This window comes from Marinimicrobium sp. C6131, assembly GCF_026153455.1.
Taxonomy (GTDB): domain Bacteria; phylum Pseudomonadota; class Gammaproteobacteria; order Pseudomonadales; family Cellvibrionaceae; genus Marinimicrobium.
Map to the genome: position 1 here is coordinate 3522897 of NZ_CP110629.1, position 14828 is coordinate 3537724.

At 58.3% G+C, this 14828-nt stretch carries 13 protein-coding genes; 9 read left to right on the forward strand and 4 right to left on the reverse strand.

The features are described from left to right. Positions 1 to 77: 77 nt before the first annotated feature. The 3 genes from OOT55_RS15085 to OOT55_RS15095 are packed head-to-tail and all read left to right on the forward strand — an operon-like array spanning position 78 to position 2108. Positions 78 to 566 carry a disulfide bond formation protein B gene (locus tag OOT55_RS15085; RefSeq protein WP_265366669.1) on the forward strand — a complete coding sequence of 163 codons (489 nt, stop codon included), beginning with the start codon at positions 78 to 80 and terminating at the stop codon, positions 564 to 566. A 37-nt stretch (positions 567 to 603) separates the two neighbouring features. Beyond that, complete coding sequence (gene rsd / locus OOT55_RS15090) at positions 604 to 1071, forward strand: sigma D regulator (RefSeq protein WP_265366670.1); 468 nt, start codon at positions 604 to 606, stop codon at positions 1069 to 1071. Positions 1072 to 1103: 32 nt separating this feature from the next. Next, positions 1104 to 2108, forward strand: coding sequence for a WD40 repeat domain-containing protein (locus OOT55_RS15095; RefSeq protein WP_265366671.1), 1005 nt, complete (start codon positions 1104 to 1106; stop codon positions 2106 to 2108). A gap of 75 nt (positions 2109 to 2183) precedes the next feature. Here OOT55_RS15095 and OOT55_RS15100 read toward each other — a convergent pair whose 3' ends face one another. Next, on the reverse strand, positions 2184 to 2924 hold the full coding sequence (locus OOT55_RS15100; protein ID WP_265366672.1) for an FKBP-type peptidyl-prolyl cis-trans isomerase: 741 nt from the start codon (positions 2922 to 2924) through the stop codon (positions 2184 to 2186). Positions 2925 to 3232: 308 nt separating this feature from the next. Between OOT55_RS15100 and OOT55_RS15105 the strand changes: the two genes are divergently transcribed. After that, complete coding sequence (locus OOT55_RS15105; RefSeq protein ID WP_265366673.1) at positions 3233 to 4252, forward strand: histidine kinase; 1020 nt, start codon at positions 3233 to 3235, stop codon at positions 4250 to 4252. Between the two features lie 106 nt (positions 4253 to 4358). Here the strand turns inward: OOT55_RS15105 and OOT55_RS15110 are convergent, their stop codons facing one another. Beyond that, positions 4359 to 4850 carry a TIGR02444 family protein gene (locus OOT55_RS15110; protein WP_265366674.1) on the reverse strand — a complete coding sequence of 164 codons (492 nt, stop codon included), beginning with the start codon at positions 4848 to 4850 and terminating at the stop codon, positions 4359 to 4361. A 64-nt stretch (positions 4851 to 4914) separates the two neighbouring features. Between OOT55_RS15110 and OOT55_RS15115 the strand changes: the two genes are divergently transcribed. Together OOT55_RS15115 and OOT55_RS15120 are read left to right on the forward strand one after the other, a co-directional pair. Next, complete coding sequence (locus OOT55_RS15115; protein ID WP_265366675.1) at positions 4915 to 6798, forward strand: ATP-binding cassette domain-containing protein; 1884 nt, start codon at positions 4915 to 4917, stop codon at positions 6796 to 6798. A 9-nt stretch (positions 6799 to 6807) separates the two neighbouring features. Then, positions 6808 to 8313 carry a Ppx/GppA phosphatase family protein gene (locus tag OOT55_RS15120; protein ID WP_265366676.1) on the forward strand — a complete coding sequence of 502 codons (1506 nt, stop codon included), beginning with the start codon at positions 6808 to 6810 and terminating at the stop codon, positions 8311 to 8313. A 9-nt stretch (positions 8314 to 8322) separates the two neighbouring features. Here OOT55_RS15120 and ppk1 read toward each other — a convergent pair whose 3' ends face one another. Beyond that, entirely contained in the window at positions 8323 to 10413 is a 2091-nt protein-coding gene (gene ppk1, locus OOT55_RS15125) for a polyphosphate kinase 1 (RefSeq protein ID WP_265366677.1), read from the reverse strand. A 250-nt stretch (positions 10414 to 10663) separates the two neighbouring features. Between ppk1 and OOT55_RS15130 the strand changes: the two genes are divergently transcribed. Next, positions 10664 to 12070 (forward strand): sulfatase, encoded by a 1407-nt coding sequence (locus OOT55_RS15130; protein ID WP_265366678.1) that lies wholly within the window; start codon positions 10664 to 10666, stop codon positions 12068 to 12070. A 12-nt stretch (positions 12071 to 12082) separates the two neighbouring features. Here the strand turns inward: OOT55_RS15130 and OOT55_RS15135 are convergent, their stop codons facing one another. After that, positions 12083 to 12979, reverse strand: a complete 897-nt coding sequence (locus OOT55_RS15135) for a hydroxypyruvate isomerase family protein (protein WP_265366679.1) — start codon at positions 12977 to 12979, stop codon at positions 12083 to 12085. Positions 12980 to 13144: 165 nt separating this feature from the next. Here OOT55_RS15135 and OOT55_RS15140 point away from each other — a divergent pair, with 165 nt between their 5' ends. Both OOT55_RS15140 and OOT55_RS15145 read left to right on the forward strand, forming a co-directional pair. Then, the gene (locus tag OOT55_RS15140; protein ID WP_265366680.1) at positions 13145 to 13705 is read left to right on the forward strand and encodes an RNA polymerase sigma factor; all 561 of its coding nucleotides are present in this window, start codon (positions 13145 to 13147) and stop codon (positions 13703 to 13705) included. Continuing rightward, positions 13702 to 14760, forward strand: a complete 1059-nt coding sequence (locus OOT55_RS15145) for a FecR family protein (RefSeq protein ID WP_265366681.1) — start codon at positions 13702 to 13704, stop codon at positions 14758 to 14760. The genes OOT55_RS15140 and OOT55_RS15145 overlap by 4 nt, the downstream gene beginning before the upstream one ends. Positions 14761 to 14828: the final 68 nt, after the last annotated feature.

Genomic DNA, 14828 nt, shown 5'->3' on the forward strand with positions numbered 1-14828 from the left:
AGGGCGTTATTGCGTACCATTGTAGCCTAAAGGCGGCGCACTGATAGCGCCTTGTGATGGCCCCACGAGAAACGATTATGCCATTGACCATTCGTATGACCAACCTGCTCATCGTGCTTGCGGTGGTGGCCATGATGGCCGTTGCGCTTTATATGGAGCACGCCATGGGGTTGGAGCCCTGTCCGCTGTGTGTCAGCCAGCGCATTTTTGTCATTCTGGTCGGGGTGTGGGCTCTGGTGGCGTTTGTGCACCATCCGGGTCGAATCGGGCGGGGCATATACGCGGGGTTGGGGGTGCTATCGGCGGTGGCCGGTGGCGCCGTGTCGAGTCGCCAGTTGTGGCTCCAGAGCCTCCCCGCCAGCGAAGTGCCGGCCTGTGGCCCCGGGGTGGATTACATTTTGGATACGTTCCCGCTACTGGATGCCCTGCGGGTCATGCTCACCGGTGACGGCAACTGTGCGGAAGTGGCCTGGTCGCTGTTCGGGATCAGTATTCCCGGCTGGACTCTCATTGGATTTATACTACTGGGGCTTGCGCATTTATGGCAGGCCCTGCGTCGTCGCTGAATCGGGCGGCGATATTTCACTCGGTTAAGGACGGGTTATGTTAGACAATTGTAAAGATGCGAAAGAGCGCTGGGGCGGCGTCAGTACGATCATTGATCGCTGGCTGGAAGAGCGGCGCAAAATGCTGGTCCAGTTCTGCGATCTCAGTGCGCTCAAAGCCGGAGAGGCCAGCGATGAGTTGCGCGGTCACAAGTTGCGCCACCTGTGCGAAATCATGGTGGATTACGTCTCGGCAGGGCACTTTGAAGTGTATGACCAACTGATCAAGGAAGGGCGTGAATTCGACGATGAGGATGCGCTGAAAGAGGCCAGCCAGCTGTTCAAAGTGGTGGATTTGACCACTCAGGAAGTACTGGATTTCAACGACAAATACCTGGAAACCGACGATCTGGAAGCGTTGGACCGGGATCTGTCAACACTGGGTGAAACGCTGGAGACCCGGTTTACCGCTGAAGACCGCATGATTGCCGTGCTGCACACGGCACACAAAGACCTGGTGGCCTGATCGCCGGCCACCGATGCGAGCGAGTCCCGCCTATGCGCAATGCTGAATCCGTGATTCGTCATCTTTCCCGCCTGGGGCTTTGCTCGCTCATTGGCATGGTGCTCACCGGGTGCGACCGACCGGCAGAGCCTTTGGACAGTCTTGAGGTGGCCTCACGCAGTGTCCAGTCGGGTGCCTTGTCCCGGGACGGTGCCTGGGCCGTTGTGGGGTCGGGTTATCAGGGGGGCAGCCTCTGGGCGCTCGACTCGGATGAGCGGCGCTATGACTGGAACCACAAGGCTGACAGCGTCACCCTGATCACCAGCGCGAGTTTCTCTCCCGAGGGCAACTACGCCCTCACCACCGATGAGCGCACGTTGGTGCTCTGGAATCGCCAGAGCGGTCAAGCCGAACAATACTGGAGCAGCCCGTCGGAGATTCTGGCCAGCGAGCTGGGGCCCGAAGGGGAGCGCGCGCTGTTGGGGTTGGCCGATCACCGCGCCTCACTGTACAACGTCCGCCGTGGCGGTATCATCCGCAACCTGCATCACAGTGACCGGGTCTCGACGGTGGCGCTGAGCGTTGATGGCGCTCGCGCACTGACCGGATCCGATGCGGGAACCTCGACGTTGTGGGATCTCGAGACCGGCGACGCCATTGCGCATCAGCAGCACGAATCCCCCGTGCAGTACGTGACAATGAGTCCGGACGGCCGGAGAATGCTCTCCGCGGCACGCTATGAACGCCCTCGGCTCTGGAATTCGGAAGGTGACCTGGTCTGGGAGTTGCCTTTGCCCAAAGAGCGGGTCAAGCGCGGTACCCAAGTGACCGTGGCGCGATTCAGTGACGATGGTGACTGGTTGTTGACCGGGCAACCGTCCGGTCGTGTCGATCTTTGGGACTTGCAGAGCCGGGCGGTGGTCTACAGTTGGCAACTGCCCAAGAGAAAGGCCTTCCATCCGACGGCGGTGGCGGTGATAGACCTCGCCTTCACCAACAACCCGGATGTTTACCGGGCACTCAGTTCCGATGGTTTTGTACACGACCTGACGTATTGATACCGGTTTCCCCCGCGCATAAAAAAAGCCGCCTTGTCCAGGGCGGCTTTTTTGTGGGTGCGAGTTGAATTCCGCTTATTCAGCGTCTTCACTGCCGGTGTCGGCCTGGTCTTCAACCTCGAGCAGTTCCACCTCAAAAATGAGTGCCGCATTGGGTGGAATGGGACCGTTACCGCCGGGGCCATAAGCCAGGTCGGAGGGGATGTACAGTTCGTACTTGGAGCCTTCCGACATCAGTTGAAGCGCTTCAGTCCAGCCAGCAATGACACTGTTCAGTGCGAAGGTGGCCGGTTGATCGCGCTCGTAGGAGCTGTCAAATTCGGTACCATCCAGCAGGCGACCGCGGTAGTGAACGGTCACGGTATCGTCGGCTCCGGGCTTGGCGCCGTCACCTTCTTCCAGAACCTTATACTGAAGGCCGCTGTCGGTCTGGCTGACGCCTTCGGCGCTGGCATTTTCGGTGAAGAATGCTTCGGCTTCCTTCTTGTTGGTTTCCGCGGCCGCTTCTTGCTCGGCTTCGCGGCGGGCCATTTCCTGTTCCTGGAAAGTCTGCATCACTTCGCGCATTTCTTCCTCGCTCAGGCGTGGTTCTACGCCGTCGCGCTTGTCGCGCAGGGCCTGGGCAAAGGCGTCGGGCTCAATTGTCACTCCGCCTTGAGCCAGATTTTCGGCCAGATTCGTGCCGAAAACATAGTTGACCTTCTCTTCCAGCGTTTCGAGTTTGGCAGGCTCATTCTCGGGTTCGGCCTGATTACAGCCAACCATCAGAGCGGTTGCACCGAGCAGCCCCGCGATCAGTCGTACATTGCGTTTCATGCGTTGCACCTTCTTTTATAGTGGTTTGTCAGTCTGCCCGCTTAGCCAGCGGTGTCAAAGAGCGCTCCATGGTAACCCAACTTGGGCGGCAATGGGCGCCTTTTTGCGGCGCTAACTGGCCACAATGAGAACCTGTTGGTCCTCTTTGGGTGGTTTAGGTTCCCCTGGATGCGTTAAATGGCGGAAATTTTTGCCAATCTGGCCCAAATCGGGGTGCTGCCATACACATTTTTGCCTGACGATACTACAATAGCCGCAGAGGTTCTCGCCGGTAATCGTTCACTTTCCAACTGCACAGGAATTTCACTATGGCCGCCAAGAAAAAAGCTACCGTCAGCGTGACCGATCTGGAAAAGCAGGTCGAAAAAGTCCAGTCGCAGCTGGACCAGGCTCGCGCCAAAAAACTCACTCAAACCGAGAAAGCCGTCACCCAGGCGAAGAAGACGCTGGATGCTGCCAAGCGCAAGCTGAAAACGCTGCGCAGCAAGAAAGTGGCGGCCGGTAAGGTCAAGGCGAAAACCGCCGCCGCCCAGCAGCGGTTGCGCAAAGCCGCCGATGCCGTTGCCGCCCAACAGAAGGTGGTGGGTGCGGCGCAAATTACGCTGGATGAGGCCAAGCAGGCGCTCGCCACGGCCAAGGCTGAGAAGAAACAGGCGGATCAACTGGCTCGCGAAATTCGCAAGGCGACCCGCGCGGTTGAGAAAAAAATGAAAAAGAAAGCGGCTGGCAAGCGCAGTCCCCGCAAGAAAGCCGCAAGCAAAGCCACCACTACCAGTACAACCGCGACCAAGAAAGCGGCCACCAAGAAGAAGGCCGGAACCAAGAAGACCAGCAGCAAGAAAACCGCCAGCAAAACCACCGCCAAAAAGGCACCGGCGAAAAAGACCCCCGCCAGGAAAGCGGCTGGCAAGAAAGCCACCAGTACGGCACCGGCCACGGAACAGGAGTCACCCCAAAAGGCGACCACCAAAAAGTCTCCAGCCAGGAAGGCGGCGGCAAAGAAACCCGCTGCCAGGAAAGCACCGGCGGCCAAAAAGGCGCCTGTGAAGAAGGCGTCGGCCAAGCCGGAGAGCCGGAAGCCGGCGGCGTCAGAGCGCGCTACCCCGGCAGCGGGAGCCACCAGCGAAAGCAACGCGGGAGTGAACCGTAGCCCGGAAACGCCTCCCGTGCAGCCCGCGCAAGAGCATCCCCATGAGCCGGTTCCCGGTCATCAGAGTACGGAGTTGATTGAGCCGGCCGACAAGCCCAAGGCCGAGCCCGTTCCGGATCACCCCGCGCCCGGAAGCCTGTTTGGGCGGGACTTTTTCGACAGCGATGATAAGTTCTAAAGGGTAGTCCATCCGGGCAACGGGCCCGGATCGGAACACCAGGTCACTGCGGTGGCAACACCGCAGAAACAACGGGAGGCCCAGCCTCCCGTTGTGCGTTTGGGGCTCAGGGGCGAACCAGTACCTCAAGCATCTCCCGGGTTTTGTCTTCGGGAAGGTTCAGCGCGCGGGCATAGACGGACAAGTTGGTACCCGGCGTCACCGGCGCTTTGCGTTGGCCACCCAACCAGGCGTTAGCCAGTTTTTCGAGGCGGGCCTGAACCGCCTGTTCAGCTTGCAGTTCGGCGGCCTTGATGGCCTGGCGGCTGGCCTCAATGGTCGGGTCTGCCGTGCCGTAGTGGCGTTTGATGTGTTGGCGCATGTGGCGCAGCGGTTCCACAATTTCAGTGCGCCAGGGGGCGATATAGGCCTGGGCCAGGCGCAAACGGGTGTCGTTGATAGCCAGACCTTCCTGTTCCAACCAACGCAGCCAGAGTAGAATATTCACGTCGCCGCCCCAGCCGTCCTGTAGGCTCAGGCACAAGGGCTCAACCCCCGGCTGCTGGTAAAGCTGGAGCGAAAAGTCCCACAAATGGGTGTGGAGCCGGGCGAGGTTCATTGCCAATTTCCTGTTGGGCCACTCAACGGCCAGCCGGCCATTCAGAACGTGTAGAATACGCGCCATGATCCAATTACAGCAAGTTTCCCTGCAGCGCGGTCGCCAGTTCCTGCTCGATCACGCCGACCTCACCCTCTTCCCCGGTCAGAAGGCGGGCCTGATTGGTCCCAACGGCAGTGGCAAATCCAGTTTCTTCCAGTTGTTGCTGGGGCGTCTGCAGACCGATAGCGGCCATTGGGACATTCCGCGCCAATGGCGCATTGCCCATATGGCCCAGGAAGTGGAAACCCTGGATCGCCGGGCGGAAGATTATGTGCTGGACGGCGACACCGAACTGCGGCGTCTGGAGTCGGCCATCGAGTCCGCCCACGACGATGGCGAGCGGTTGGCCCGACTGTACGCCGAGATGGAAAACATTCAGGCCTACTCCGCACCAGCCCGGGCTCAGCAGTTGCTTTCCGGGCTCGGGTTTGCGCCCGGCGATGGCGATCGTCCGGTGTCCGACTTTTCCGGCGGTTGGCGCATTCGCCTGAATCTCGCTCAGGCGTTGATGTGCCCATCGGACCTGCTTCTGCTGGATGAGCCCACCAACCACCTGGATCTGGATGCCACGCTCTGGCTGGAACAATGGCTACAGCGCTATCCCGGTACATTGATCATCATCTCTCACGACCGGGACTTTCTGGACAATGTAGTGGACCGCATTGTTGCTCTGGAGAACGCCAAGCTGAATCTGTACGTCGGCAATTATTCCGCGTACGAGCACCAACGTGCCGAAAAACTCGCACAACAGGATGCGGCCTTCAAGAAACAGCAGGAACAGATTGCGCACATGGAGGCCTATGTGCGCCGGTTTCGCGCTCAGGCCAATAAAGCCCGTCAGGCCCAGAGCCGTCTGAAGGCCATTGAACGGATGGAGAAGATTGCCCCGGCCCATGTCGACTCGCCGTTCAGCTTCCGGTTTTCACCCGCCGGGAAAATGTCCAGCCCGCTGATCAACCTCAGCGATGCCGATATCGGGTATGGCGACAAGCGCATCCTGAGTCAGGTGAATCTCGGGATTTTGCCCGAGACCCGAATTGGCCTGTTGGGCCCCAACGGCGCCGGTAAATCCAGCCTGATCAAAACCCTGTCCGGGGAGTTACCCCTGCTGAGGGGCGAGTGCCATACGGGCGACAACTTTCAGTTGGGTTATTTTGCCCAACATCAGTTGGACGCGCTGGATCTGGACGCCTCGGCGGCCCAACATATTCTGCGTATGACTCCCACCGCGCGGGAGCAGGAAGTACGGGATTTCCTTGGAGGGTTCGATTTTCACGGCGACCGGGCTTTCGAACCCATTACCCATTTCTCTGGCGGCGAAAAAGCCCGGCTGGCGTTGGCGATCATTGTCTGGCAGAGACCCAACGTGCTTTTACTGGACGAACCGACCAACCACCTGGATCTGGAGATGCGCCAGGCGCTGACCTTGGCGTTGCAGGATTTTGAAGGCGCCGTGTTGGTGGTGTCACACGATCGTCATCTGCTGCGCAGCACCGTGGATGAGTTTCTGTTGGTGGCCGACGGCCAGGTGAGTGCTTTTGATGGCGATCTGGACGACTATTATCGCTGGTTATTGCAACGGCGCCAGGAGGACAATGCCGTCGAGCGCGCCGCCGCGCCACCGCCCCAGCAAGACAAAAAAGCGCAACGCCAGGAGGCGGCGGCCCGCCGCGCCCAACTCAAGCCGTTGACGGATAAGCTGAAAAAACTGGAGCGGGAAATGGATAAGCTGAATAAACAGCTTGCCGGCATCGAGCCGGAACTGTCCGACCCCGCCATCTATGAAGCGGCCAACAAGCAGCGGTTGCAGGAGCTGCTAAAATCTCAGGGAGAGACTCAGGCGCAACTCGACGAGTGCGAGGAACAATGGCTCGTGCTCAGTGAAGAACTGGAACAATACGCATAGGGTAACTGGATGTTCAATCTGTCCCGCTTGTTTGGTGCCCGCGCCAGCCATATTGCCGCCATCGATCTGGGTTCCAACAGTTTCCATATGATTGTGGCCCGCTGGGAAAACGATCAGCTCACCCTGCTCGATAAACTGCGCGACCCTGTGCGGCTGGGCTGGGGGCTGACCGAGGATGGCCGTCTGGACGACGCCGCCCGTGACCGGGCAATGGCCTGTCTGGACCGGTTCGGTGAACGGTTGCGGGACTACCCCTCTCGCAGTGTGCGGATCGTCGGCACGAAAACCCTTCGCAGTATCGAGGACTCAAGCTCGTTCTTGAGCGACGCCCAGAGTCGCCTCGGGCATCCGGTGGAAATCATCTCGGGTGAGGAGGAAGCCCGTCTGGTGTATCTGGGCGTGGCCCATTGCATCGCCCCCGGGGAAGGACGCCGGATGGTCGTCGATATCGGCGGCGGTAGCACCGAGGTGATTCTGGGGCAGGGCATGTTGCCGGAGCTGAAGGAAAGCCTGAGTATGGGCTGTGTGGCCCTCACCAAACGGTTTTTCTACGACGGCAAAGTCACCGACAAACTGATCAAAAAGGCGCGCCTGGCGTGTCAGCAGGAAATTGCGCCGGTCCTGGACAGCTTTCTCGACCAGGGTTGGCAAGAGGTGCTGGGTGCGTCCGGTACCATCAAAGCGGCGGCCAAAGTCTGTGAGCAAAATGGCTGGACCGATGGCACCATAACGCTCGATGGTTTGAAAAAGATCATCAAGGCTTATCAGGATCACGGCAAACTGGATTTGAGCTTGAAAGGGCTCTCCAGTGACCGGGAGCCGGTGTTTCTTGGTGGTGTGATTGTGTTGACCTCGATTTTCGAGAGTCTGGGCATTGAAAAAATGCTCGCCGCCGATTGGGCGCTACGGGAAGGTCTGCTTTACGATCTCAAAGGTCGGCTGGAAAACCGGGATATTCGCCAGGAAAGTGTCGATGCCCTGGCCAAGCGCTTCCACGTCAATATTCCGAAGGCTGAACAGGTTGAACAGACCGCCCGGGTGCTGCTCGATCAGGTGGCCGAGGCCTGGGGAATGGATAATGTGGAGGCCGGCAAGTTGCTGGGTTGGGCAGCGCGGCTGTACCCTGTAGGCTTGGACATTTCCCACACTGATTACCACAAGCACAGTGCCTATATTATCGATAATGTGGACCTGGCGGGGTGCTCAAAAGCCGAGCAGGCGCAATTGGCGGCTTTGGCCCTCGCGCATCGCAAGCGTTTTCCGGTGAAGAAATTTCCGATGGATAACACCGAGTTGGTGCAGTTGGCCGTGGTGCTGCGGCTGGCGGTGATTTTCAATCGGGCCCAGAAGAAAACCGACAATCCACCGATAACGTTCAATGTGCAAAAACAGAATCTGACCCTGAGTGTTCCGGGGCAATGGGTGGAGAGTAATCCCTTGACCCTGGCGGATCTGGAAACCGAGGCGGGGTACTTGAAAGATATTGGTTACCAACTGGATATTGTTGCGGTGTGACCATAATCCCTAAACCGACGTCAACTGCCGCGCCGCCCACCGGTCCAACAGAATCGCCTGGGCATCCACGGCTTCTTCACCGCCTTTGGGCTGCAGGTGCTGGTAACTGCCGTCGGACTGCAAAATCCAGGCGTGGGTATTGTCCTGCAGATACAGCTCCAGGTCGTCAATGATCCGGTCGCGAATTTTCTTGTGCTTGATCGGAAAGCAGGTTTCCACCCGGTGAAACATGTTGCGAATCATCCAGTCGGCGCTGGAGCAATACAGTTCCGGGTTGCCGTCGTTCTCAAAGTAGAACACCCGGCTGTGCTCAAGCAGCCGCCCGACAATGGAGCGCACCTGAATGTTATCCGACAGCCCCTCAACACCGGGGCGTAGCTGGCAGATGCCGCGCACGATCAGGTCTACCTTGACGCCGGCCCGGGCGGCCGCGTAGAGCTCGTTGGTGAGCTCCTCTTCGTACAGCGAGTTCATTTTGGCAATGATGCGTGCCGGCTTACCCTTTTCCGCATTTTCTTTTTCCGTGCGAATCCGCCGTACCATCCCTTTGTGAAGGGTGAACGGCGCGTATAGCAGGCAATCCATCTTGGACGCCTTGCCCAGGCTGCTCAGTTGCAGAAACACCCGGTATACGTCTTCACCGATTTCCCGGTCACTGGTCATCAGCCCGTAGTCGGTGTACAGCATGGTGGTTTTCGGGTGGTAGTTGCCGGTACCCAGATGGACGTAATAACGCAGTTTGTTTTCTTCCCGGCGGGCGACCAGCAGCATTTTGGCGTGGGTTTTAAATCCGACCACTCCATAAATGACGTGAATACCATAGCGCTGCAGGCGCTCGGCCAGGGCGACGTTCTGCTCCTCATCAAAGCGCGCCCGCAGTTCGACAATGGCGGTCACCTCTTTGCCGGCTTTGGCGGCGGCCACCAGAGCGTCCACTACGGGCGAGTTGGAGCCGGTGCGGTACAGTGTCTGCTTGATGGCCAGCACGTTCGGGTCAGTTGCGGCTTCGCGTAGAAAATCCACCACGGCGTGGAAGGAGTCGAATGGGTGGTGTAGCAGGATGTCCTGCTTTTTCAGCGCCGAAAAATAACTGTTCGCCCGTTTAGGCAACTTGGGCATGTTCTGTACAAATGGGATGAAGTAATAGGCGCTGTCTTTGATCAGGTCAAACAGGTCCGATAATCGGTTCAGGTTGACCGGGCCGTTGATGCGATAGACATCCCGCGGCTTGATTTCGCAGCGTTGCATCAGAAAATCTTCGAGCTCTTTGGGGCAGGTGTCTGCCACTTCCAGACGTACTTCATCACCGTACTGGCGATACACCAGCTCACCCTGAACCGCTCGCAGCAGGTCCTCGCTTTCCTCTTCGTCGAGGAAAATATCCGAGTTGCGGGTCAGTCGGAACTGATAGCTGTCGATCACCGTCATGCCGATAAAGATTTCCGACATGAAATAGTGGATGATCGACGAGACGAAAACGAAGGTTCGCCCTTCACCACTGAACTCAGCCGGTAGCTCGATCATATGATTGAGAGATCGGGGCACCTGCACAATGGCGCGGCCGGAACTGCGCCCAAAAGCGTCCTTGCCGTCGAGCTTGACGATGAAGTTCAGGCTCTTGTTGAGAATGCGCGGAAAGGGGTGCGCCGGATCCAGTCCAATGGGGCTGAGCAGCGGCAGAATATCGGTTTCGAAATAGTCGTGCAGATAGTCGATCTGTGCCTCGTTCCACTCGTCCCGACGCAGAATCCGGATGTGGTTGTCCCTCAGTAGAGGGAATAGCTGATCATTGACGATGCGGTATTGCTCATCCACCAGGGCGTGCGCCCGCTCGGATACCTCGGTCAGGGTCTGCTCCTGGCTCAGACCGTCGGGCCCGGCCGGACTGGAAGCATTCAGCTCCAGCATTTCCACCAGACCACCGACTCGAACCTCGAAGAATTCATCCAGGTTGGTGGAGAAAATGCAGATAAACCGGAGTCGTTCCAGCAGTGGTAGCGAATGATCGTAGGCCTGGTAAAGGACCCGTTTGTGGAACTCAAGCAGACTGAGCTCGCGATTGAAAAACGCGTTGGACACGGTGTAACCCTGTTGCGCCATAAAACGAAGGCCCTACCTTATTGCAGAAATATGACAATCATAAGTCAGGCGCCAGGGCGATTCCCGTTGGCCACACTCATACCGCCTCCAGTATAGCACTCGGGCAGGGGCATTTTTTTTTGGATTGCAATCGATTGCAGGTCAGAGTTCGGCACGCTATGATCCGCAGAGAACCGGGTGTCACCCAGCCCGGGCGCCAATAATAACCACCGTGCCCCGTGAGGCCGCGGTCCAACGCGAGGACTTTCCCATGAAATGGCCCATGACCCGCCGTACCTTCTCCCGAAATGCCCTGACCGCACTGGGCCTGACTCTTCCCCTGGGGCAGCTGAGTGCCCAAAGGGCCGAGCGACCGCCCAACATCCTGGTGCTGGTGGCCGATGATGCCGGAGCGCGACACTTTGGTTGCTATGGCAACCCGGAGATCAAGACACCGCATATCGACCGCCTGGCGCGGGGTGGGTTGACCGCCGATAACGCCATTCTGACCACGCCCCAGTGCAGTCCGTCCCGAATCAGTATTCTCACCGGGCGCTACCCGCACGAAACCGGGGCCGAAGACCTGCATATGCCCTTGCCGGAGGGCGATCCGATCGTCCCGGGGTTGCTGCAGAACGCCGGCTACTTCACCGGGCATATGCAGAAAACCCACTACGGCCCCCACGCCGATGCCCAGTTCCAGTGGTATGACCCGGGGTTGGATCAGCTCGACGGGTTCATCGACGCGGCGCAGGGCAAGCCGTTCTTCATGTGGGTCGGGTTTGACGATCCGCACCGTCCCTATCAGGACGATACCATTCCCGAGCCTCACGACCCGGCACGTCTGCCCCTGGCCCCCTGGCTGGCCGATACCCCCGACACCCGCAGGGACCTGGCGCGTTACTACGATGAAATCGCCCGGATGGACGGCGTGATCGGGCGGATGATGGCTACCCTCGCGGCGCGCAACCTGGCCGAGGACACACTGGTGGTGTTTCTCAGTGATAATGGTGCGCCTTTTCCACGGGAAAAGGGCGCCCTGACCGATGCCGGCGTCAAAACCCCGTTGATCTTCCACTGGCCGGGCAAAGTGCCCGCGGGCGAGCGGACGGCAGACGTGATCAGCGTCGTGGACCTGGCGCCGACCTGGTTGCAACTGGCGGGGCTGGATCCGTTGGAGACCATGGGTGGCAGCTCCCTGGTGCCTCATATCCTGGGGCTGGAGCCGTTTCCCCGGGAAGCGGCCTTCAGCGAGCGCAACTGGCACGACACCGATGAGCATCTGCGCAGTGTGCGTACCCGACGCTACAAACTGATTCACAACGCCTATATCCACCTGCCGTTCGGCTCCCCGGCGGACGTTTCGGAAAGCCCCTCCTGGCGGGCCCTGTTCGACCTCAAGCAGAAGGGGCAGCTCAGTCCGGAGCAGGCCCTATTGTTTCAGTCACCCCGCCCGGAGATCGAGTTCTACGACCTGGAGCGCGACCCCTGGGAGTTGAACAACCTGGCGGGTGACCCCGCTTACCGGGACCGGCTGCGGGAGCACGTCAGGCTGCTGGAGGACTGGCGCGAGAGCACCGACGACTTTCCGCCCTCCCGCCGCCAGCGCCGGGGCCATACCGACCGGATCCGCGGGGTGTTTTTCTCCGATACCATACCGCCGATGACCAATCCCTAGGAGGCGACAACTCTAGACATCGCAGATCCGGATAGCCGAGACGAGCGACTCGACCTTCTCTTTATCTGTGGCCCGCTGGGGGATAAACTCCTGGGCCACATAGCCTTTGAAGCCCACCTCCTGGATGGCCCGCATGATGGCCGGATAGTATAGCTCCTGAGAGTCGTCGATCTCGTGTCGTCCGGGTACCCCGGCGGTGTGGTAGTGGCCGAAATACTGATGGTTGTCGCGAATGGTGCGGATGATATCGCCTTCCATAATCTGCATGTGGTAGATATCGTAAAGTAGTTTGAAGTTCGGTGAGTCCAGCCGTTTGCACAGTTCAATGCCCCAAGCCGAGCTGTCGCACAGGTAGTCTGGATGGTCGACCTTGCTGTTGAACAGCTCCATTTGAAGCACAACACCGCGTTTTTCGGCCTGTGCGAGGACTTTCTTCAGTCCGGTAACGGCCGCCTTCAAACCATCCTCGGGATCCATCCCACGGGCATTCCCGCTGAAACAGATGAGGTTGGTGTAGCCCGCGTCACTGACCAGGTCAATGTGCTTACGATAACTGTCGATCAGGGCGCTATGGTGCTCTACGTTACCAAAACCCTCCTCCAGGCTTAATTCCGCGCCATTGCACATGGAGGAGTCCACCCCGTGCTCCTTGAGAATATGCCATTCTTTGGGGCCTATCAGATCGATGGCCGAGAAACCGATGCGCTGGACAACCCGGCACAGCTCCTCAACGGAGAGAAAATTGTAGGTCCAGCGGGCCACAGAGTGGCGGATATGGCCTTTGAGTTCAGACGATTGGCCGTGATTGTGAGCCAGTGCGCGGGGGGTGATAGCACTCAGGCTGGTGACACCAAAAGCACTGGCGACGGCGCCTCGCAGCAGGGCACGACGGCTGAAAGAGTCGGTCATGGTTTCTTTCCTCTTATTGTATGGCGGTTTTCCCAGTAACGCTGGAGTATGATTTGGCAGACTGTACTGGCGGATTTTACACTCTAACACGTCTTGTATGACAAGGGCCTGAAGCCGCCAGGCTGGCTTGGCCGGTGAATCGATGTCACAAACGCGAAAATAACTATGACAGACAAAGACAGCCTTGAGAACATTTACCTGTCGGTCCGAAAGGGTCTGATGAGGGTTGTGTCCCGAATGGTGCCTCCCAAAGAGATTGAGGACATTGTTCAGGAGACCTATGTGCGGATCTGCTCGGTCAAACAGTCAGAGCAGATCCGGCACCCACGGTCATTCATGTACCAGACAGCACGAAATCTGGCCCTTGACCACCTGAAGCGGGCGGAAACCCGGATGGGGGTTAGCATGGAAGAAGAGGGAGTGAATCCGGACTGGATGACTGAAGAGCTCGATCAGGTGTACGACCAGGTGTCAGCCAAGCAGGAGTTTGAACACTTCTGCGAAGCGGTTAGGCAACTGCCGCTGCAATGCCGTCGGGTGTTTGTGTTGAAGAAAGTATATGGCTACTCCCAGAAAGAGATAGCGAAAAGTCTCAATATCAGTGAAAACACCGTCGAAAAGCACATAGCCTCGGGTATGCGACGGTGTCAACAGATTATGAAAAGTGGTTCTATTGAGTCGCCCCGGAAATCAGAGTCCGGAGTGCGTCAAGGGCGAAAATCATGAGTAATGTAATTCCGTTGCAAACGGACGAGAGTATCTACGATGATGCCAGTCTCTGGATTGCTCGGCTTGATCGAGGTTTATCCGAGCAGGAGACCAGTGATCTGCGCCGATGGCTGAGTCAGAGCTCCCGTCATCGTGAGTGCCTAATGGAAATGGCGGAACTGTGGGATCGCATGGACAGCCTGTCTGTGCTCTCCGAGCTGTTTGACCCGCCGGCTCACTCGACTCGAGGCAAGTGGTTTGGCTTGGGGGCAGCAACAGCCGTCGCTGCGTCGGTGCTGTTTGTGGTGTCGGCGTTCGGGCTTTTCGCCCCGCTTGTCCCGTGGTCTGGAGAAAGCCAACCGCCCGAACTATCGACTATGGCTCAAGAGAACACCGTCTACGAGACGGGTATCGGCGCTCACTCCACCGTTAATTTGCCGGATGGCACTCGTATGTTGCTCAATACCAATACGCTGGTGTCGGTCACCTACTCCAACGATGAGCGTCTGCTTGAGTTGACCCGTGGTGAGCTTCATGTCGAAGTCGAACACGATCCGAGTCGGCCGCTCCGTGTAAAGGCCGGCGGAAAGGTTGTTGAAGCAGTTGGTACGGCTTTCAATGTGTACTTGATTGACGATGAGGATGTCGATGTCATTGTCACGGAGGGCACCGTGCATGTGAAATCAGCGCTTTCGGAATCCACGGATGAGCCTGTTCAGGAGTTGACCAAAGGGCAGACGCTGGCTATCCGTGCCCAGCAGCCCAAGTATGTTGGCGCGATGGATGAAGCCGTGATAGAGGACCGTCTGTCCTGGCGAGACGGAAACCTCGTATTCCGGGGAGAGACTCTCCAGGAGGCTTTGGCAGAAGTTAGCCGCTACACCACGTTAGAGTTCAAGGTTGCCGACCCCGCCATCACCAAGGTGCGCATCGCTGGTTTGTACCGGGCGGGCGACATTGATGGCCTTCTGATGGCGCTGCGTGAGAACTTCGATATTGAACATCATCGGACTGACGGTGGGACAGTTGTTCTGTCTTCCATGGATTCCACGACGCCGCCTAACGGCGGCTAATAATCAAAATAATTGATTCATTCTTGGTATCTCTCGGAGCTCCTATGCGTATTACAGTAAGTAATTTC